Source organism: Streptomyces xingningensis, assembly GCF_054957865.1.
The window spans coordinates 14588-35058 of sequence record NZ_JBDJPF010000002.1 but is presented as its reverse complement, the minus strand read 5'-3'; the positions used below and the strand labels follow the sequence as shown (position 1 = coordinate 35058).

Annotated in this window: 16 protein-coding genes; 6 read left to right on the top strand and 10 right to left on the bottom strand. The window is 73.5% G+C overall.

Annotation, left to right across the window (positions count from 1 at the left end; translation table 11 throughout):
• Window positions 1–48: 48 nt before the first annotated feature.
• The 7 genes from murD to rsmH all read right to left on the bottom strand — a co-directional run bounded on the left by murD (window position 49) and on the right by rsmH (window position 9112).
• Complete coding sequence (gene murD, locus ABCR83_RS01350) at window positions 49–1497, bottom strand: UDP-N-acetylmuramoyl-L-alanine--D-glutamate ligase (RefSeq protein ID WP_462692397.1); 1449 nt, start codon at window positions 1495–1497, stop codon at window positions 49–51.
• Window positions 1479–2543 carry a phospho-N-acetylmuramoyl-pentapeptide-transferase gene (mraY, locus tag ABCR83_RS01345; protein ID WP_462692395.1) on the bottom strand — a complete coding sequence of 355 codons (1065 nt, stop codon included), beginning with the start codon at window positions 2541–2543 and terminating at the stop codon, window positions 1479–1481. Before mraY ends, murD begins: the two co-directional genes overlap by 19 nt.
• A complete protein-coding gene (locus ABCR83_RS01340) occupies window positions 2543–3952 on the bottom strand; it encodes a UDP-N-acetylmuramoyl-tripeptide--D-alanyl-D-alanine ligase (RefSeq protein WP_462692393.1) in 1410 nt (469 codons plus the stop codon). The genes mraY and ABCR83_RS01340 overlap by 1 nt, the downstream gene beginning before the upstream one ends.
• Window positions 3953–4017: 65 nt before the next feature.
• On the bottom strand, window positions 4018–5706 hold the full coding sequence (locus tag ABCR83_RS01335) for a UDP-N-acetylmuramoyl-L-alanyl-D-glutamate--2,6-diaminopimelate ligase (protein WP_462692391.1): 1689 nt from the start codon (window positions 5704–5706) through the stop codon (window positions 4018–4020).
• Window positions 5707–5709: 3 nt separating this feature from the next.
• On the bottom strand, window positions 5710–7599 hold the full coding sequence (locus tag ABCR83_RS01330) for a peptidoglycan D,D-transpeptidase FtsI family protein (protein WP_462692389.1): 1890 nt from the start codon (window positions 7597–7599) through the stop codon (window positions 5710–5712).
• Window positions 7600–7604: 5 nt separating this feature from the next.
• The gene (gene ftsL / locus ABCR83_RS01325) at window positions 7605–8123 is read right to left on the bottom strand and encodes a cell division protein FtsL (RefSeq protein ID WP_462692387.1); all 519 of its coding nucleotides are present in this window, start codon (window positions 8121–8123) and stop codon (window positions 7605–7607) included.
• Complete coding sequence (gene rsmH / locus ABCR83_RS01320; protein ID WP_462692385.1) at window positions 8123–9112, bottom strand: 16S rRNA (cytosine(1402)-N(4))-methyltransferase RsmH; 990 nt, start codon at window positions 9110–9112, stop codon at window positions 8123–8125. Before rsmH ends, ftsL begins: the two co-directional genes overlap by 1 nt.
• Before the next feature lie 420 nt (window positions 9113–9532).
• Between rsmH and ABCR83_RS01315 the strand changes: the two genes are divergently transcribed.
• From ABCR83_RS01315 to ABCR83_RS01300, 4 genes are all read left to right on the top strand, one after another.
• A complete protein-coding gene (locus ABCR83_RS01315) occupies window positions 9533–10090 on the top strand; it encodes a beta-class carbonic anhydrase (RefSeq protein ID WP_462692383.1) in 558 nt (185 codons plus the stop codon).
• A 148-nt stretch (window positions 10091–10238) separates the two neighbouring features.
• Complete coding sequence (locus tag ABCR83_RS01310) at window positions 10239–11237, top strand: AAA family ATPase (protein ID WP_462692381.1); 999 nt, start codon at window positions 10239–10241, stop codon at window positions 11235–11237.
• Window positions 11237–12556 (top strand): DUF58 domain-containing protein, encoded by a 1320-nt coding sequence (locus ABCR83_RS01305; RefSeq protein WP_462692379.1) that lies wholly within the window; start codon window positions 11237–11239, stop codon window positions 12554–12556. Before ABCR83_RS01310 ends, ABCR83_RS01305 begins: the two co-directional genes overlap by 1 nt.
• A 100-nt stretch (window positions 12557–12656) precedes the next feature.
• A complete protein-coding gene (locus tag ABCR83_RS01300; RefSeq protein WP_462692377.1) occupies window positions 12657–15071 on the top strand; it encodes a transglutaminase TgpA family protein in 2415 nt (804 codons plus the stop codon).
• A 97-nt stretch (window positions 15072–15168) separates the two neighbouring features.
• Here the strand turns inward: ABCR83_RS01300 and ABCR83_RS01295 are convergent, their stop codons facing one another.
• The 3 genes from ABCR83_RS01295 to ABCR83_RS01285 all read right to left on the bottom strand — a co-directional run bounded on the left by ABCR83_RS01295 (window position 15169) and on the right by ABCR83_RS01285 (window position 17290).
• Window positions 15169–15567, bottom strand: coding sequence for a DUF3040 domain-containing protein (locus ABCR83_RS01295; protein WP_462692375.1), 399 nt, complete (start codon window positions 15565–15567; stop codon window positions 15169–15171).
• Window positions 15568–15834: 267 nt separating this feature from the next.
• Complete coding sequence (locus tag ABCR83_RS01290; protein WP_462692373.1) at window positions 15835–16626, bottom strand: methyltransferase; 792 nt, start codon at window positions 16624–16626, stop codon at window positions 15835–15837.
• A 175-nt stretch (window positions 16627–16801) separates the two neighbouring features.
• Complete coding sequence (locus ABCR83_RS01285; protein ID WP_462692371.1) at window positions 16802–17290, bottom strand: SAV_6107 family HEPN domain-containing protein; 489 nt, start codon at window positions 17288–17290, stop codon at window positions 16802–16804.
• Between the two features lie 268 nt (window positions 17291–17558).
• Between ABCR83_RS01285 and ABCR83_RS01280 the strand changes: the two genes are divergently transcribed.
• Window positions 17559–18347: an ATP-binding cassette domain-containing protein gene (locus tag ABCR83_RS01280; RefSeq protein WP_462692369.1), complete on the top strand. Its 789-nt coding sequence runs from the start codon at window positions 17559–17561 to the stop codon at window positions 18345–18347.
• A complete protein-coding gene (locus tag ABCR83_RS01275) occupies window positions 18319–20454 on the top strand; it encodes a YhgE/Pip family protein (protein ID WP_462692367.1) in 2136 nt (711 codons plus the stop codon). The genes ABCR83_RS01280 and ABCR83_RS01275 overlap by 29 nt, the downstream gene beginning before the upstream one ends.
• Window positions 20455–20471: the final 17 nt, after the last annotated feature.

The window sequence follows — 20471 nt, the reverse complement described above, 5'->3', positions numbered from 1 at the left end:
CTCCGCTGGTTCCCGTGCCGCCCGGCCCGTGGCGCGGGGACCGTGCGGCTACTGTTGCGCGCCGCGGCCCGAGGGCAGTTCCCGGACCGCCTGGGCGAAGGCTTCGCCGCGCTTGTTGTAGTTGGTGAACATGTCCATCGAGGCGCACGCCGGGGCCATCAGGACGGTGTCTCCCGGCTTGGCGAGCCGCGCCGCCTCCTGGACGGCCGCGGCCATCGCCCCAGTGTCGGTCCGGGCGAGGTCCACCACCGGGACATCCGGTGCGTGTCGCGTCAGTGCCTGCTTGATCAGGGCCCGGTCGGCGCCGATGAGGACCGCGCCGCGCAGCCGCCCGGCCGCCTTGGCGACCAGCTCGTCGAAGGTGGCGCCCTTGGCGAGGCCGCCCGCGATCCACACGATCGACTCATAGGCGGCCAGGGACGCCTCGGCGGCATGGGTGTTGGTGGCCTTGGAGTCGTCCACATAGGCGACCCCGTCGACCTCCGCGACCAGGGCGATACGGTGGGCGTCGGGCCGGAAGGCGCGCAGTCCGTCGCGTACCGCCCGGGGTTCGACGCCGAAGGCGCGGGCCAGGGCGGCGGCGGCGAGGGCGTTGGCGATGTTGTGCGGGGCTGCCTTTCCCGACCGGGGAGCGATGTCGGCGACCTCGGCGAGTTCCTGGGCGCTCTGCTGCCGGTCGGCGACGAAGGCCCGGTCGACCAGGATGCCGTCGACGACGCCGAGCTCGGAGACGCGGGGGGCGCCGAGGGTGAAGCCGATGGCCCGGCAGCCCTCCTCGACATCGGCCTCGCGGACCAGGTGTTCGGTGACCCCCTTGTCGGCGGCAGCCGCGTTGTAGACACAGGCGACCTGGTTGCCCTGGTAGATCCGGCCCTTGTCGGCGGCGTACGCCTGCATGGAGCCGTGCCAGTCGAGGTGGTCGGGGGCGATGTTGAGGACGGCCGCGGAGTGGGCGCGCAGCGAGGGCGCCCAGTGCAGCTGGTAGCTGGAGAGTTCGACGGCGAGGACGTCGTACGGCTCCGGGGAGAGCACCACGTCGATGATCGGGGTGCCGATGTTGCCGACGGCGGCGGTGCGCAGGCCCGCGGCCTCCAGGATGCAGGCGAGCATCCGGACGGTGGTGGTCTTGCCGTTGGTGCCGGTGACGGCGAGCCAGGGGGCCGCGCCCTCGCCGCGCAGCCGCCAGGCGATCTCCACATCGCCGACCACCTCGACGCCCGCCTCGGCGGCGGCCGCGAAGAGCGGGCTGTCGGGCTTCCAGCCCGGCGAGGTGACCACGAGTTCGGTGCCCTCGGGGAGGGTGTGGGCGTCGCCCAGGCGGACCTCGATGCCCCGCAGGGAGGCGGCGCGCTCGCGCAGTGCCGCGCTGTCGCCGCCGTCGACGACGGTGAGGTGCGCGCCGAGGCCGGCCAGGGCGCGGGCGGCGCTGATGCCGCTCACGCCGAGGCCGGCGACGGTGATGTGCTTGCCGTGGAAACTCACTTGATGGCCAGCCATCCGGCGTAGAAGATTCCGAGTCCGACGGCCACGCACAGGCCCTGGATGATCCAGAACCGGACCACCACAAGGACTTCGCTCCACCCCTTGAGTTCGAAGTGGTGCTGGAGCGGGGCCATCCGGAAGACCCGCTTGCGGGTGAGGCGGAAGGAACCGACCTGGATCACCACGGACATGGTGATCAGCACGAACAGTCCGCCGAGGAGGGCGAGCAGCAGCTCGGTGCGGGAGCAGATGGCCAGCCCCGCGAGCGCGCCGCCCAGGGCGAGGGAGCCGGTGTCACCCATGAAGATCTTGGCGGGCGAGGTGTTCCACCACAGGAAGCCGAAGCAGGAGCCCATCAGCGCCGAGGCCACCACCGCCAGGTCGAGCGGGTCGCGCACCTCGTAACAGGCGGCGCCGGAGGTCAGCGAGTTGCCGCACCACTGGCCGTGCTGCCAGGTGCCGATGAAGACATAGGCGCCGAAGACCATCACCGACGCGCCGGTGGCCAGGCCGTCCAGGCCGTCGGTGAGGTTCACGCCGTTCGACATCGCGAGGATCATGAACAGCGCCCAGACCACGAAGATCACCGGGCCGACCGACCAGCCGAAGTCCTGGGTGAAGGACAGCCGGGTGGAGGCCGGGGTCTGCCCGCGGGTGTCGGAGAAATTCAGCGCGAGCACCGCGAAGGTGATGCCGACGATCAGCTGGCCGGCCATCTTCGCCTTGGCCCGCAGGCCCAGGCTCCGCTGCTTGACGATCTTGATGTAGTCGTCCAGGAAGCCGACCAGGCCCATGCCCGCCGTCAGGAACAGCACCAGCAGGCCCGAGGTGGTGGGCTCCTTGCTGGTGATCACCTTGGTGACGGCATAGGCGACCAGCGTGGCCATGATGAAGGCGATGCCGCCCATGGTGGGCGTGCCCTTCTTCCCGGCATGGCCGCGCGGGCCGTCGTCGCGGATGAACTGGCCATAGCCCTTGCGGGCCAGGAACTTGATCAGCAGCGGGGTGCCGATGAGGGTCAGGAAGAGCCCGATGACACCCGCGAAGAGGATCTGGTTCATCAGCCGGTGACCTCGCCCTCACCCGCGAGCAGCTGTTGCGCCACCTGCTCCAGGCCAAATGCCCTGGATGCCTTCACCAGTACGACGTCCCCCGGTCGCAGCTCCCTGCGCAACAGGTCGACCGCCGCCTGTGCGTCGGACACGTGCACCGACTCCTCACCCCACGAACCCTCGTTATAGGCGCCCATCCGCAGCCAGGCCGCTTCCCTGTCCCCGACTGCCACGAGCTTGCTGACGTTGAGCCGGACGGCGAGCCGCCCGACCGCGTCGTGCTCGGCGAGCGACTCGTCGCCGAGCTCGGCCATCAGGCCGAGGACCGCCCACGTGCGCCGCCCGGTGCTTCCCATGGCGGCCAGCGCACGCAGCGCGGCTCTCATGGATTCGGGGTTCGCGTTGTAGGCGTCGTTGACGATCGTCACGCCGTCCGAGCGCTCGGTGACCTCCATCCGCCAGCGCGAGACCTGGCCCGCCCCGGAGAGCGCGGTGGCGATCTCGGATGCGGGCATGCCCAGCTCATGGGCGACGGCGGCCGCGGCGAGCGCGTTCGACACGTGGTGCTCACCGTACAGCCGCATGGTCACTTCCCCGCACCCGGTGGGGGTGTGAAGCGTGAAGGAAGGCTGTCCGGCCGCGGTGAGGCGGACGTTCTCGGCGCGGACGTCCGCGTCCGCGGCCTCGCCGAAGAGGACCGTACGGGCCTTGGTGCGGGTGCTCATGGCCCGTACCAGCGGGTCGTCGGCGTTGAGCACGGCGACGCCGCCGTCCTCGGCCGGGGGCAGTGCCTCGACCAGCTCGCCCTTGGCCAGCGCGATCTGCTCGCGGCCGCCGAACTCGCCGATGTGGGCGGTGCCGACGTTGAGGACCAGGCCGATGCGCGGGGGCGTCAGCTCGGTGAGGTAGTGGATGTGGCCGACCCCGCGGGCGCCCATCTCCAGGACCAGGTAACGGGTTTCGGCGTCGGCGCGCAGCGCGGTGAGCGGCAGGCCGATCTCGTTGTTGAAGCTGCCCGCCGGGCACACGGTGGGGCCGAGCCGCTCCAGCAGCTGGCCGATCAGGTCCTTGGTGCTGGTCTTGCCGGCCGAGCCGGTGAGCGCGACGGCGGTGGTGCCGATCCGCTCCACCACGGCGCGGGCCAGGGCGCCCAGCGCCCGCTCGACGTCCTCGACGACGATCGCGGGGACGCCGACCGGACGGGCGGCCAGCACCGCCGCCGCGCCCGCCTCGACGGCGCGGCGGGCGAAGTCATGGCCGTCCACCTGCTCGCCCGCGAAGGCGGCGAAGAGGCCGCCGGGCCGCACCGCACGGGAGTCGATGACCACCGGGCCGGTGACGGCGCGTCCCGGGTCCGGTATGTCGTGCTGCTGTCCGCCGGTGATCTCGGCGATCTCGGCGAGGGACAGTGCGATCACCGGTGGTCACCTCCGGCCGTTCGGTCGGGCTTCCGGGTGGAGGGTTGTGCGCGCATGGCGGTCTGTCATCCCTGGTCGTTCCGGTGAGGGGTCGACGAACGAGGCCGCGCGGTCTCGATGGCCTCGCGCAGCACCTGACGGTCGTCGAAGGGGCGTACCGCTCCGGCGATGTCCTGGCCCTGTTCATGGCCCTTGCCCAGGACGAGGACGGTGTCGCCGGGTTCGGCGCGGGCGACGGCGGCGGCGATGGCGGCGGCCCGGTCCTCCAGCAGGAGGACGGTACCGCGCTCGTCGGCGGGCACCTCGGCGGCGCCCGCGAGCATGGCGGCGAGGATCGCGAGCGGGTCCTCGGAGCGGGGGTTGTCGGAGGTGAGCACGGCGGTGTCGGCGAGCCGGGCCAGTGCCGCGCCCATGGGGGCGCGCTTGGTCCGGTCGCGGTCGCCGCCGCAGCCGAGGACGGCGTGCAGACGGCCGGTGGTGACCTTGCGCAGGGCGCGGAGAACCGATTCGACGGCGTCCGTCTTGTGCGCGTAGTCCACCGCGGCCAGATAGGGCTGGCCCGCGTCGACGCGCTCCAGCCGGCCGGGCACGCCGGGGACCGCGGCGACTCCGTCGGCGGCGGTCTGCGGGTCGATCCCGGCGGCGGCCAGCGCGACGACGGCGGCCAGCGCGTTGGCGACGTTGAAGGGCCCGGCCAGCGGTGCCCCGGCCCGTACCGACCGGCCCTCGGGGCCCAGCACGGTGAAGGTGGAGTCGAACGGGCCGGTCCGGACGTCCGTGGCGCGCCAGTCGGCCTCGGGGCGGCCCTCGGCGGAGAAGGTGATCACCGGGACCTCGGACTCGCCCGCCGCGAGGCGGCGCCCGTACTCGTCGTCGATGTTGACGACGCCCAGGCGGCTGCGCTCCTTGGTGAAGAGTCCGGCCTTGGCCCGGTAGTAGTCCTCCATGCCGGAGTGGAACTCCATGTGCTCCGGGCTGAGGTTGTTGAAGACCGCGATGTCGAAGACGCAGCCGTCGACCCGGCCCAGTACCAGGGCGTGGCTGGACACCTCCATGGCGACCGAGCGGACGCCACGCTCTCGCATCACCGCGAACAGGGCCTGCAGGTCGGTGGCCTCCGGGGTGGTGCGCTCGGATTTCAGCCGCTCGTCCCCTATGCGGGACTCGACGGTGCCGATGAGGCCGGTCGGCCCGTCGGCGGCGCGCAGTCCCCCTTCGATGAGGTAGGCGGTGGTGGTCTTGCCGGAGGTGCCGGTGATGCCGATCTGCAGCAGGTCGTGGCCGGGCGCGCCGTAGACCGTCGCCGCGAGGGCGCCCATCCGGGCGCGCGGGTCCGCCACGACCAGCACCGGCAGGCCGGTGGCGGCGGCGCGCTCGGCGCCCGCCGGGTCGGTCAGCACGGCGGCCGCACCGAGTCCGGCCGCCTGGGCGACGAAGTCCGCGCCGTGGAAGCGGGCGCCGGGCAGCGCGACATAGAGGTCGCCGGGGCGCACGGCCCGCGAGTCATGGGTGATGCCGGTGACGGCGGCCGCGGATTCCCGGGGTGCGGCGATGCCCAGCTGACCGGCCAGCTCCGCGAGCGGTACGGGGCGGACCCGGGTGGGGCGCGGCGCTCCCGGGCTCCGGGCGGGCGGGGTGGTTTGGGACTGATCAGCGTGGGGCACGGCGGTGAGCGTACCGGGCGCACCCGCCCCGTCGCGAAGCGAGGGGCGTGCCTGGCCGTGGTTCCCGGGTCCGGGAGTGATCGTCGTCACGCCCTAGTAGTTCACCGGAAGCCGAGGTGCCTCGCTGCCGGACGGCGGCACCTGGAGGGTCTTCAGTGCGAACTCCATGACCTGCCGGTAGACGGGGCCGCAGATCTGGCCGCCGAAGTAGCTGCCGCTGGTGGGGTTCTGGATGGCGCAGTAGACGGTGATCCGCGGCTGGTCGGCGGGGGCGAATCCGGCGAAGGAGGCGGTGTAGCCGTGGTAGCGGCCGGTACGGGGATCCACCCGGTTGGCCGTGCCGGTCTTGCCCGCCACCCGGTATCCGGGGATCTTCGCCTTCACTCCGGTGCCCTCCCGGTCGTCGATCACGGATTCCAGCATCGTGGTGAGCTGCTTGGCCGTCTTCTCGCTGATCACCCGGGTCCGTGGCGGGGTGGGGGCGGGCGTGAAGCGGCCGTCCGGGCCCTTGGCGCCGCGCACCAGGGTTGGCTGGATTCGCTCGCCGCCGCCGCCGATCGTGCTGTAGACGGAGGCGGCCTGCACGGCGTTGAGGGAGAGTCCCTGGCCGAAGGGGATGGTGAACGGCTGGGAGAGGCTCCACTTCTGGGGCTGGGCGAGGATGCCGGGGGTCTCGCCGGGGAAGCCGAGGCCGGTGGGCTGTCCCACGCCGAACCGGTGCAGATACGAGTAGAGCACCTGGTTGGCCTGTTCCCGGGTCTTGCCGAGCTGCTCGCTGGCGAGGATGGTGCCGATGTTGCTGGACTTGGCGAGCACCCCGTTGAGGGTGAGGTGCCAGGTGCCGTGGTCGATGTCGTCGGCGAAGGAACGGTCGGCGCGCGGCAGCCGGTTGGGCACCTCCACATGGGTGTCGGGGGTCGCGGCGCCCTCCTCCAGCACGGCCGCCATGGTCATGACCTTGCTGGTGCTGCCGGGTTCGTAGGCGTCCATCAGCGCCGGGTTGCCCATGGCGGCGCGGTCGGCGTGGGCGAGGTCGTTGGCGTTGTAGCCGGGGGCGTTGGCCATGGCCAGGATCTCGCCGGTGCGGGTGTCCTGGACGACCACATAGCCGCGGTCCGCCTGCGAGGTGCGCACCTGCTCGGCGATGGCGTTCTGGGCGGCCCACTGGATGTCCCGGTCGATGGTCAGCTCGACGTCGGAACCGGGCACGGCCGCCTGTTCCTTGACGTCCCCGGTGGGCACCTGGCGGCCGCCCGACTGGGCGAAGACCCGCTTGCCGTTCTTGCCGGCCAGCGCCGTGTTCAGCTGGGCCTCCAGCCCGCCGCCGCCCTGGCCGTCGGCGTTGACGAAGCCCAGCAGCCCGGCGGCGAGATCGCCATTGGGGTAGATGCGCTTGCTGTGGGCCTCGCGGTTGATGCCGCTGAGCAGATGGAGGCCGTTTCGCTTGGGTGCCTTGGCGGCGGCCTTCTTCTTCAGCTCCCTGATCTGGTTCCAGACCTGCGGGCTCTGTTGCCGGGCCAGCACCACATAGCGCGACTTGGGGTTGGCGGTGAGCTTCTGCTCCAGGGCGTCGGCGCTCTCCCGCAGGACCGGCGCGAGCAGCTGGGCGAGCTCCCGGGGCGCGTCCTGTTTCTTGAGCCGCTCGGGGGTCAGCAGTCCCGGGTCGGCGGTGATGTCATAGGCGTCGACGGTGGTGGCCAGGTCCACCCCGCCGCGGTCGGTGATGGAGCCGCGCGCGGCGGCCAGCGTGACCGGGATGTAGCGGTTGACGTTGGCCCGGGCCGCGTAGGCGCCGGCGTCGACGGCCTGCACCTGCAGCAGCCGCCCGGTGAACGCCAGGATGACGAGCGTGAGCGCGAAGCCGATCAGCCGCAGCCGGGGCCGGGGGCTGCCCAGCCGCAGCGGCTGGGTTCCGGCCCGGGGGCGCGCGGCGGGATGTGCGGGCCCGGGGACCGGGCGGCGGGGCTGCCTGGGCGCCGTCACTTACGTCACCTGCCTGGGAGTCCGGAGGAGGGGGCGGGGCCGGGCGGCGCGCTCTGCACCGCCGTGGGGAGATGGGGTACGGGCGGCGCCGCCGCCGGGGCGGGCACGGCGGGCGGCGGGGCCGGGGGCCGGAACGCGGCGGTGTCCGCCTCGGGGTCGCCCCCTGCGGACGGCGCCGGGGCCGGCACGCCGCGGACCGTCCCGTCCGGGTTGAGGAAGACGGGGCTGCCGCCGGGGACCAGGCCCAGCTCGCGGGCGCGGCGCTCCAGCGCGTCCGGCGCGGCGAGCTGGTTGACCTCCTGCTGCAGCTCCTGCTGCTCGTCGGTCAGCTCGGTGGTCTTGTGCTGGAGGCGGCTGAGTTCGAACGAGCCTTGGTTGAGCGAGGAGTTGAGCAGCAGCAGCGAGATCAGGCCGGATCCCAGCAGCACCACGACCAGGAGGACAAACGGGGTTCGCCGGGCCCCCATGGGCCCCACCGGCAACAGCCGCCCGAGGCGGGCGCCCCGGCTCCGGGCGGCCGCCATCACGCGACGTCCTCGCGGATGCGCTCGGCTCCGCGCAGCCGGGCGGGGGCGGCCCGCCGGTTCTCGGCGATCTCCTCCTCGGTGGGCAGCTCCGCACCGCGGGTGAGCAGCTTCAGGCGCGGCTGGTAGCGCTCGGGGACCACCGGCAGCCCGGGGGGTGCGGTGTTGGCGGCCCCCGCCGCGAAGACCTGCTTGACGATGCGGTCCTCCAGCGACTGGTACGACAGCACCGCGATCCGGCCACCGACCGCGAGCGCGGCGACGGCGGCCGGGATGGCCTGCTCCACGCTCGCCAGCTCGCCGTTGACCTCGATGCGCAGCGCCTGGAAGGTGCGCTTGGCCGGGTTGCCGCCGGTGCGCTTGGCGGCCTGCGGCAGTGCCTGGCGGATCAGCTCCACCAGCCGGGCGCTGTTGCCGAAGGGCTCCTTCTCGCGCTCCCGGACGATGGCCGACACGATCCGCTTGGCCTGCTTCTCCTCGCCGTACGCGCGCAGGATGCGCACCAGTTCGCCGGGCGGATAGGTGTTGAGCACCTCGGCCGCGCTGATGCCGGTCGTCTGGTCCATGCGCATGTCCAGCGGGGCGTCCTGTGCGTAGGCGAAGCCGCGGCCGGCCTCGTCGAGCTGCATGGAGGAGACCCCGAGGTCGAAGAGGACGCCCTGGACGCGCGGGATGCCCAGCCGGGCCAGCACCTCGGGGAGCTGGTGGTAGACGGCCCGTACCAGGGTGGCGCGGTCGCCGTGGGGGGCGAGCCGCCCACCGGCCAGCGCGAGTGCGGTGGGGTCGCGGTCCAGGGCCACCAGCCGGACGCCGGGGAAGGTCTCGAGCAGTGCCTCGCTGTGTCCGCCCGCGCCCAGGGTGCAGTCGACGACGGTCGCGCCCGGCTCGGTGAGCGCGGGGGCGAGCAGGTCCAGGCAGCGCTGGAGCATGACGGGGACGTGTCGCGCGCCCGGGGGTCCGGGGGTGTCCCCCGCCGATGCAGTGGTCATGCGCCCTTCTGAGTCACGGGGAGGCGCGGCGGCACTCACCGCCGGGTCCCCGCCCGCTCGAAGGGGAGGCGGCCGGCCGGGCACCGGGGAAGCGATGCCGGGGAGACCGGAGCGGGAGGAGGCCGAGGGGTGCGTACACGTCGCGCACGTGCGGGTTTCTGGTTCCGAGGGGAGCGTCGGGCCTCCCACTTCGCGCCACTTTAGTCCACTCGTCCCTTCGGTCAACCAACCGACCTGCGCGTCCCGCCATGGTGTGGGGCGGGGCGGCGGACAGCCGGAAAGGATCACGGAAAGTGAGGGAGTCGCCCGGATGGCGGCATGCCGGAAGGGTGTGCCTTGCCTCACAGGACGGCCGCATTGACCTGGAATTGTCCCGTCCTGGAGAGACCCCCGGACAGCCGGCCGATTACCGTCATCCGTATGTCGATACCCGCGTCTCCCGCGCCCCAGAGCCCGCACCCCGACTCCGGCCGCACCGAGCCCACGGTCACCGACCATCTGGTCGAGGCCAATGCGGAGTACGCCGACGCCTTCACCGACCCCGGCATGGACGCCCGTCCGGTCCTCAGGGTCGCGGTCGTCGCCTGCATGGACGCCCGCCTCGACCTGCACGCCGCGCTGGGCCTCGAGCTCGGCGACTGCCACACCATCCGCAACGCCGGCGGGGTGGTCACCGACGACATCATCCGCTCGCTGACCATCAGTCAGCGGGCGCTGGGCACCCGCTCGGTGGTGCTGATCCACCACACCGGCTGCGGTCTGCTCGACCTCACCGAGGACTTCCGGCACGAGATCGAGGCGGAGGTCGGCCAGCGCCCGGCCTGGGCGGTGGAGGCGTTCAAGGACCTCGACCAGGATGTGCGCCAGTCCATGCAGCGGGTGCGCACCTCGCCGTTCCTGCCCCACCGGGACGATGTGCGCGGGTTCGTCTTCGATGTGACGACCGGCCGGCTGCGGGAGATCGATCCGCGACACTGATTGTCCGCAGGCGGTGTCACGACACGGCCCGGGCAGCCAGAATGCCTAGTGACGCCGCCCGCCCCCGCGGGACCTCGGCGTCCTGCTGTGGGGTGGGCCGGTCCGTTACCCAGGACCACGGCCCGAAGGACGGGCCGAGGAGGGCCGGGTGACGACCTATGACGAGCGGGCGAGCCTCAGTGATGTGACCGCCACTACGGAACGGATCGGCAGATCCGTGGAGGGCGTGATCGAGGGCAAGCCGGAGGTCGTACGGCTCGCACTGACCGTGCTCCTCGCCGAGGGGCATCTGCTGATCGAGGACGTGCCGGGGGTGGGCAAGACCATGCTCGCCAAGGCGCTGGCCCGGTCCGTCGACTGCTCGGTGCGGCGCATCCAGTTCACCCCGGACCTGCTGCCGTCCGACATCACCGGGGTGAGCGTCTACGACCAGCAGCAGCGCGACTTCGAGTTCAAGCCGGGGGCGATCTTCGCGCAGATCGTCATCGGCGACGAGATCAACCGCGCCTCGCCCAAGACCCAGTCCGCGCTGCTGGAGTCGATGGAGGAGCGCCAGGTCACCATCGACGGGCACACCTATGAACTGCCCAGCCCCTTCATGGTGGTGGCCACCCAGAACCCGGTCGAGATGGAGGGCACCTATCCGCTGCCGGAGGCGCAGCGCGACCGGTTCATGGCCCGGGTCTCGATCGGCTATCCCAGCCCGGAGGCCGAGCTGCGGATGCTGGACGTGCACGGCGGGATCTCCCCGCTGGACGACCTCCAGCCGGTCGCGCACGCCCACGAGATCGTGAAGCTGGTGGACGCGGTGCGCACGGTGCACGTCGCCGACGCCGTGCGGCGGTACGCGGTGGAGCTGGTCGCCGCGACCCGGCACCATCCCGAGCTCAGACTCGGCGCGTCGCCCCGGGCGACGCTGCACCTGCTGCGCGCCGCCAAGGCGGCCGCGGCGCTGGCCGGCCGGGAGTTCGCGCTGCCCGACGATGTGCAGTCGCTGGCCGTGGCGGTGCTGGCACACCGGCTGCTGCCCACCGCGCAGGCCCAGTTGAACCGGCGCACGGCCGAGCAGGTGGTCCTCGACATCCTCCAGCGCACCCCGGTGCCCGACCCGTTCGGCCGGCCCTCGCCGGGCGGGCGGCGACTGTGATGGACCCCGGCACGGCGGAGACCGAGGGCGGCCTGCGGGCCGCGTTCGGCGGACTCACCACCCGGGGCCGCTCGTTCCTGGCGGCGGGGGCCGCCGCGACCGCCTGCTCCTACGTCCTGGGCCAGTCCGACCTGCTGCGGGTAGGACTGCTGCTGGCGGTGCTGCCCCTGGTGTGCGTGCTGGTGCTGTTCCGCACCCGGCACCGCGTCTCGGGCAGCAGACGGCTGACCCCGGTGCGGGTGCCGGCCTCCGCCGAGGCGCGGGTGTGGCTGGACGTCGAGAACGTGACCCGGCTGCCCACCGGGCTGCTGCTGCTCCAGGACCGGGTGCCCTATGTGCTGGGCCCGCGCCCGCGCTTCGTACTGGACCGGATCGAGGCGGGCGGGCGGCGCGAGGTGTCCTACCGGGTCCGTTCGGACCTGCGCGGGCGCTATCCGCTGGGGCCGCTGCAGCTGCGCCTGACCGACCCGTTCGGGATGTGCGAGCTGACCCGCGGTTTCAGCACCTACGACACCCTGACCGTGGTGCCCCGGGTGGTCCCGCTGCCGCCGGTGCGGCTCGGCGGCGAGAGCGCGGGGTTCGGGGACGGCCGGCACCGCGCGCTCGCCCTGGCGGGCGAGGACGATGCCATTCCGCGTGGCTACCGGCACGGCGACGACCTGCGCCGGGTGCACTGGCGCTCCACCGCGCGCTACGGCGAGCTGATGGTGCGCCGCGAGGAGCAGCCGCAGCGCTCGCACTGCACGGTGCTGCTGGACACCCGGGACACCGCCTATGCGGGCGCCGGACCGGACTCGGCGTTCGAGTGGGCGGTGTCGGGAGCCGCCTCGGCGGCCCTGCACCTGCTGGAACGGGGCTTCTCGGTACGGCTGTTGACGGACACCGGCAGCTCGGTGCCGGGGCCGGGCGGCGCCGGCGGCCACACCGGTTCCGCCCATGACCCGTCGGACACGGCCGGGTTGCTGCTGGACGTCCTGGCGGTGGTCGGCCACTCCCCGGGGGCCGGGCTGTCCCCCGCCTATGACGTGCTGCGCGGCGGAGGCGAGGGGTTGCTGGTGGCGTTCTTCGGCGAACTGGACGAGCAGCAGGCGATGGTGGCCGGGCGGATGCGGCAGCGCAACGCCCCGGCGGTCGCCTTCGTCCTGTCCCCGCCCGCGTGGACCGGCGACGCCCGCCCCCGGCACGGCGGCGAGCAGGCCCTGCGCCTGCTGCGCGAGGCGGGCTGGACGGCGCTGCCCGTCGCCCCCGGCGACAGTCTGCCCGACCTGTGGCAACGGGCGGGCGCGCCGGGGAACGACGGGACGGGGACGGCACCGTGAGCGAGCGAAGCGAGGGACGCGGCGCGAACGAGCGCAGCGAGCGAGCCGGAAGAAGGTGCGTGCCCCGCGAAGGCGGGCCGGAGCGAAGCGAGGGACATGCATGAGTGGCGCCGCGCGGCTGGCGGTGTGTGCGACGGTGGCGACGGTCGCCGCGGCCTGCGCCATGCTGCCTCTGGTGGAGCGGTCCACCTGGCTGGTGCAGGCCGCCGTGCTGCTGACCATTCAGGCCGCGGTGGGGGCGCTCGCCCGCCGGGTGCCGCTCGGCCGGTTGCTGACGGTCGGCGTGCAGGCGGTGGTCACCCTGCTGGCGCTCACCGTGGTCTTCGCCCGGGAGCAGGCGATCGCCGGTCTGCTGCCGGGCCCGGACGCCCTGCGGGAGTTCGCCCGGCTGCTGCGGGACGGTGCGGACGACGTGGGACGGTACGCCATCCCCGCGCCCACGACCCCGGCAATCCAGCTGCTGCTGGTCGGCGGCGTGCTGGTGGTAGGGCTGGCGGTGGACGCGCTGGCGGTCACCTTCCGCAGCGCAGCGCCCGCCGGGCTGCCGCTGCTGGCGCTCTACTCCATCGGGGCCGGGCTGGCCCGGGGCAGCGCCGACTGGCTGTGGTTCCTGGTCGCGGCGGCGGGCTATCTGCTGCTGCTCCTGGCCGAGGGCCGGGACCGGCTTGCGCAGTGGGGCCGGGTCTTCGGCGGCGGCTCCCGGGACGGCGCCCGGGCGAACTCCGCGGGTCTCGGCCCGGCGGGACCGGGGCGGGCGCCCGCCCCGGTCCGTACCGGCCGCCGGATCGGGGCGCTCGCGCTGGGCATCGCGCTGGCCGTGCCCGCCGTGCTGCCGACGATCGAGGGCGGGCTGCTGGAGCCGCGCGGGCGCGGCGGCGGCCCGGGCGGTGAGGGCGGCACCATCTCGGCGGTCAATCCGCTGGTTTCGCTGCAGAACAGCCTCAACCAGCCGGAGAACCGGGAGGTGCTGCGGTACCGCACCTCCACGGAGACCACCCAGGACCTCTATCTGCGCATCGTCTCGCTCGACCGGTTCGACGGCGCGTCCTGGCGGTCCTCGGAGCGGCATGTCACCGATGTGCCGGACCGGCTGCCCGCTCCCGCCGGGCTGGCCCCCGGGGTGCGTACCGATCCGGTGAACACCTCGATCGCGGCCGCGGGCACCTACCGGCAGAACTACCTGCCCCTCCCCTACCCGGCGGACCGGGTGCGCATCGGTGGGCAGTGGCGGTACGAGCCGGAGGGCCGGACGCTGGTCGGCGACCACGGGCAGAACACCGGGGGTGTGCGCTACCAGGCGTCCAGCCTGTGGGTACAGCCGACGGCCGCACAGCTCGCGGCCGCGCCCGCGCCGCCGGAGCGGCTGCTGAGCGAATACACCAGGGTGCCGTCCTCGCTGCCGAAGGCGGTGGCGGCGACCGCGCGCCGGGTGACCGCGGGGGCGGCGAACCCCTATCAGCAGGCGGTGAAGCTCCAGGACTGGTTCTCGGTCGGCGGGGGCTTCCGCTATGACACCTCGGTGCGGTCGGGCAGCGGCAGCGATGCCATCACCAGGTTCCTCGAGGACAAGCGGGGCTTCTGCGTCCACTTCTCGTTCTCGATGGCCGCCATGGCCCGGACCCTGGGCATCCCCGCGCGGGTGGCGGTGGGCTTCACCCCGGGCACCCCGCAGTCGGACGGCTCGATGTCGGTCGGTTCCAAGGACGCGCACGCCTGGCCCGAGCTGTATTTCGAGGGCGTGGGCTGGACCCGGTTCGAGCCCACGCCCAGCCGGGGCACCCAGCCCGAGTACACCGTCCCCGAGGCTCCCTCCGGCTCGGTTCCCGACGCACCGAGCCCGTCGCCCAGCCGGGCGGCCGCGCCGTCTTCGGCGCCCTCGGCGAGCGACGGCTGCACCCCGCAGCTGAAGCGGCTCGGCGACTGCCCGGGCCCCGCCCGGCCGGTGGACTCCGGCAGCCCCGGTAGCGGGTCGTCCGCGGGCCCGGCGGCGGCCGTGGTGTCGACGGCGGCGGCCGTACTGGCCGCGCTCCTGCTGCTCATCGGGCCGCTGCTGTGGCGGACCCGGGTCCGGGCCCGGCGGCTCGACGGCCCGGAGCCGCGCACCGCGCAGGAGGCCACCCGGCACACGCTGGCCGTCTGGCGGGAGCTGACCGACTCCGCCTGGGACTACGGCATCCCGCCCGAGGAGTCCCGGACCCCGCGCCAGGCCGCGGCGAGGATCGCCCGCATCGGCGAACTGGACGGCCCGGCGGCCGAGGCCGCCGACCGGGTGGCCAGGGCGGTGGAGCAGGTGCTGTACGCGCCGCGGCCCCGGACGCCCGCCGGGCTGACGGACGAGGTCAGACGGGTACGGGCGGGGCTGCGCGGCTCGGCGGGCCGGTGGGCGAGGCTCGGGGCCCTGCTGGCCCCGCGCTCCGCGGCCCGGGCCCTGCGGGGCGCCTTCCGGCGCTGGTCGGGGGTGGGGGCGCGATGGGGAGCCGGCAGGTTCTTCCCCCGGTCCCGCCCGTTGCCGTAGCCGGGGCTCCGCCCCGTTCCGCCCCCGTGACCGGGCGCGGAACCGGAGCGCCGGGCGGGCCGGAAATCCCGGCCCGCCCGGCGCTCAGCGTCTTCGCTCAGTGGCCCTGCTCATCGCGGCGGCGCTGCCAGCGCTGCTCGATCCGGTCCATCATGGTGCGCCGCTGACGGGCCTGGCGCCGCGCCGGGCCGCCCGCCGGGCCCACTCCGCGCTGCCCATCCGGTTTCGGCGCCTTGCGCCACCCCGTCACCACCAGCACCGCGCAACCCAGCATGACGAGGAAACCCACCACGCTGATCCAGATCCACTGGAAGACCATTCCGGCCATGAGGAGCGCGATGCCCACCAAAAAGCCCGCGATCGCCTGGTAGACCCGTCGCCGGGTGTACGTGCGCAGGCCGCTTCCCTCGAGCGCTGTCGCGAACTTGGGATCTTCGGCGTACAGCGCTCGCTCCATCTGCTCGAGCATGCGCTGCTCGTGCTCCGAGAGCGGCACGGAGTCCTCCTACTCGTCGGCCGCGGGGGGCGACCGGGGTGCGACCCTTTCAGGATAGGCAGGGAATCGCCCCCATGAAACCCGCCCCTCTGCGCCAATTCGCCCACCGGCTGCGGTGTGGCGATCGATGACGTCGGGACGTACATTCCCTGCCCGCCGACCCGTCATGCCGGACGGTGCCTCCGATCATACGGGGCGAACGCCCTGATCGGGTGGCCCCCATCGGACCGGACCGGGCCGGACGGGCGGGGAGAACGCCGGGAACTTTCAGCCGCGCTCGGCCAGGACGTGCAACTGGGTGGCCACCGCATGGAATGCGGGCAGCCCGGCGGCCGCGGCCTCCAGCCGGAAGAGCGCCTCCAGGGCACCGGGCTCGGCGTCGACCAGCACGCCCGGCACCAGGTCGGCGAACACCCGGACCCCGTGCACCGCGGTGACCTCCAGCCCGGCACCGGTGACCAGCTCGGAGAGCTGGTCGGCGGTGAAACGGTGCGGAACCGGGTCACCGGCGCCCCAGTGCCCGGCCGGGTCGGTGAGGCACTGGCGCGCCTCGGCGAAGTGCCCGGCCAGGGCGCGGGCCAGCACGGCGCCGCCGAGGCCGGCGGCGAGCAGGCTGACGGTGCCGGACGGGCGGAGCGCCTCGGCGACATTGCGGACGCTTTCGGCGGGATCGTCCACATACTCCAGGACGCCATGGCAGAGGACCACGTCATAGCCGCCGCGCTCGACCACGTCGAACAGCCCCTGGGTGTCGCCCTGCACTCCGCGCACCCGGTCGGCCACGCCCGCCTCGGCGGCCCGCCGCTCCAGCGCGAACAGCGCATTGGGGCTGGGGTCGACGACGGTGACCCGGTGGCCGAGACGGGCGACCGGGACCGCGAACTTGCCGCTGCCGCCACCGGTGTCGAGGATCTCCAGCGCGCCACCGCTCTCCGGGCCGGCGGCATCGGCCCGGCGGTCGAGGGCGTCCCGCAGGACCTCCCAGACCACGGCGGTACGCAGGGACGCCCGGGGGCGCGATGGGGTCTCCCCACCCAGGGCAGGGGAAGGCTCTGACACGGCGGGTGGCTCCTCGGCGCGGTGTCGCCACCGCCTGGACGGCGGTGGGCGGATGACTGACGTCGGTGCCCCCAGCCTAATGGGCGGCGCAGCGCCTCCGGCGCGCCCCTCGCCACCCGGCCGCGCCTTCCCGACCACGGCTTATGGCCAGGTGGCGGCGGGCGGTGGCACCGCGTCAGCCCGCGCGGCTGCCGGGCTCGGCCGGGGGCTGCCGGGGCAGCCTCGGCTGGAGCGCCAGCATCCGCTCGACGATCCGCAGGAACATCCCGGCCTCCCGCACCAGATCGTCCGCCTCGCGGCGGCCGGCGGCGGAAGCTATGCCCGCCTCGGCCCGGGCCCTGCGGGCCGCGCCGGAGGCGAACAGGGCGCTCCACTCGGTGAGTTCGGGAGCGACCTCGGGGAGCACCTCCCAGACGCTGCGGATGGCGCGCCGCCTGCGCGCGGTGGTCTCGGGGCGGCCGCGGACGGCGAGCACGGCGGCCGCCGCACGCAGGGCGGCGAGGTGCGCGGTGGCATAGCACTCATGCGGCGCGTCGAGCGCGGTGGCCTCGGCCAGGCCGTGGCGAGCCTGGTCGAGCAGATCGAGGGCCGCGGGCGGGGCCGCGGCACGCTGCGGCACCGGGTGGCCTGGCACAGGACGGACGTCGCTCGCACTTCGGGCCATGACGAACCTCCTTCGTCAGGGCGGCCGACCGTGCGACGGCCGGACCGCCATGTCTGTGCCCATCCTGGGGCACACCACTGACAATCGGCCCTGACCTGCGCGAATGCGCTCAGCAGGGAGAACCCGGCAGTCGCCGACCCCCGGTTGACGGCCTCCGGGCGCCATGCCGCATACTTTTAGACTGACCGGTCAGTGCAGATTGGCTGACGGTCATGGATCGAGAACGGATCAAAACGGCTCAAGAGGACGGATCAAGGGAGGTCGTCGCGTGGACAGCACCCCGCACGGGGCCGCCGTCGCGGCCCAGGGGCTCGGCGTCAAGGGGCCTCGCGGCTGGGCGTTCAGTGGCGTGGACATCGATGCCGCGCCCGGCTCGCTGGTCGCGATCGAAGGCCCGTCCGGCTCGGGCCGCACCTGTCTGCTGCTCGCACTCACCGGCCGGATGCGGGTGACCGCGGGACGGGCCGAGGTCGCGGACCTGCCGCTGCCCGCGAAGATGGCGGCCGTACGGCAGGTCACCGCGCTCGCCCACGTGCCCGGCGTCGCCGAGCTCGAGGCCTCCCTGACCGTCGCCGAGCACCTGCGGGAACGCGCGCTGCTGCAGCGCCGGTTCAACGGCTCCCCGCGCGACCTGATCCGCCCCCGGGCCGAGAAGGCGGCCACCGCCCGGGCCCGTATCGACGCGGCGCTCAGCGCCGCCGGACTGGACCTGCACACGCTGCCCAAGGGGGAGCGGACGTCCGTACGGGACCTGGAACGGCTGGAGTCGCTGCGGCTGTCGGTGGCCCTCGCGCTGGTCGGCGCACCGCGGCTGATCGCCGTCGACGACACCGACCTCAAGCTCTCCGACGCCGAGCGCGCGCAGGCCTGGGCCCTGCTGCGGTCGCTGGCCGACGGCGGGACGACGGTGCTCGCGGTGTGCAGCGAGGCCCCCGCGGACGTCCTCGCCGTCCGGACCGGCAGAGCAAACGACAGCGACAACGACACCGCCGACGACAACGCCGACAACGACAAGGAGGTGGCGGCGGATGCGCTCGCCGAAGCTGGCCGCCCTTGAGCTCAGGAAGTTCGGCCGGGGCAGGCTCCCGCGAGCCGCGTTCGTCGCGTTGCTGCTGCTGCCGCTGCTGTACGGCGGGCTGTACCTGTGGTCCTTCTGGGACCCGTACGGGCGGCTCGACAAGGTGCCGGTGGCGCTGGTCAACGACGACCGGGGCACCACCGTGAACGGGGAGAAGCTCACCGCCGGCGACACCATCGCCGACGGGCTGCACGACAGCAAGACCTTCCAGTGGCACCGGACCAGTGCCGCCGAGGCCAAGAAGGGCCTGGAGAACGGCACTTACTACCTGTCGCTCACCATTCCCGGGGACTTCAGCAAGCGGGTGGCCTCCAGCTCGGGCAAGACCCCGCAGACCGGAGCGCTGCAGGTCCGGACGAACGACGCCAACAACTACATCGTCGGCTCGATCTCCCGTACCGTCTTCGCCGAGGTCCGGGCGAGCGCCTCGCGCAAGGCGTCCCGCGGCTTCTACGACAAGATCTTTGTCTCCTTCTCCGACCTGCACGACAAGACCAGGCAGGCGGCGGACGGCGCCGACCGGTTGGGCGACGGCATCGGCAAGGCGAAGAAGGGCGCGGGCGACCTCAAGAACGGACTGGACCAGGCCAAGGACGGCAGCGGGCGGCTCCAGGAGGGGGTCGGCGAGCTGCACGACGGGGCGGGCACCCTGGACGCCAAGTCGCAGGAGCTGGCGGACGGCGCGGCCAAGGTCGCGGCCGGCACCCAGCAGCTCGCCGACAAGGTGAACGGCGCGGCGGCCGAGGGCGGCGCCTATGTCAAGCAGCACGCCCGGGAGATCGGCAAGGACGCCGGGAAGGTCGCCGACGAGGCCCGGACGCTCCGGCAGCACCTGGGCGACCTGCCCACCGCCGCCACCACCGAGAAGCTGGCCACCGGCAGCGCCGCGGCCGCGGCCGATCTGACGAAGGCATACCAGGCACTGTGCGAGAAGGCCGGACAGCAGCCCGCCGACTACTGCCCGACGCTGCACAAGGCGGTGTTCGCCGCCGAGCAGTCGGCGCTGGGCGCCAAGGAGCTCAACACCCTGGTCCAGAACAAGGACGGCGAGCTCGACCGCTTCCCCGAGAAGCTGGAGAGCCTGCAGACCTACGCCCGGAAGCTGGCCGACGCGGCGCCCACCCTGGCCGACGGCATCGACGGCGCGGTGCGCGATGCCAACGCCCTCAACCACGGCGCCCAGCAGGTCGCCACGGGCGCGGGCAAGCTGCACGACGGCGCCGGACAGCTGAACTCCGGCCTGGGTACCGCCAAGGACAAGCTCGGTGATCTCGAGGGCGGGATCGGCAAGCTGCGCGACGGCGCCGACACCCTCCAGGGCGGCATGTTCAAGCTCTCCGACGGCTCCGCCAAGCTCTCCGACGGGCTGCACGACGGGGCCGCGAAGATCCCCGACTACGACCGGAAGGACCGGGACGCCCGTACCGAGGTGATGGCCGATCCGGTCAAGCTGGCCTCGCAGGCGATGCACAAGGCCCCCAACTACGGCACCGGTTTCGCCCCGTACTTCCTGCCGCTCTCCCTCTGGGTGGGCGCAATGGTCGCCTATATGCTGATGCAGCCGCTCAACCGGCGCGCCCTCGCCGTCGGCGCCTCGGCCTGGCGGACGGCCCTGGCGGGCTGGCTGCCGGTGGTCGCGGTGGGCGTGCTGCAGGTCGGCGCGCTGCTGGCGGTGCTGCACTGGGCGGTCGGCCTGCAGCTGGAGCGGGCCGCCGGGACGGTCGGCTTCCTGGTCCTGGCTTCGGCCTGCTTCGCGGCGATCGTGCAGTGGCTCAACGCCCGCTTCGGACCGGCCGGCCGCATCCTGGTCCTGGTGCTGCTGATGCTCCAGCTCACCTCGGCGGGCGGCACCTATCCGGTGCAGACCAGCCCCGGATTCTTCAACGCCCTGCACCCCTTCCTGCCGATGAGCCATGTGGTGCTGGGGCTGCGCCACCTGATCACGGGCGGCACCCTCGCGCCGGTCTGGCAGGCCTGCGGAGTGCTCGCCGCGTTCACGGCCGGCGCGCTCGCGCTGACCGCCTGGGCGGCACGGAGCAAGCAGGTGTGGTCCGTTGACAAGCTGCACCCGGAGCTGAGCCTGTGAGCGAGAGCACCCCGCGG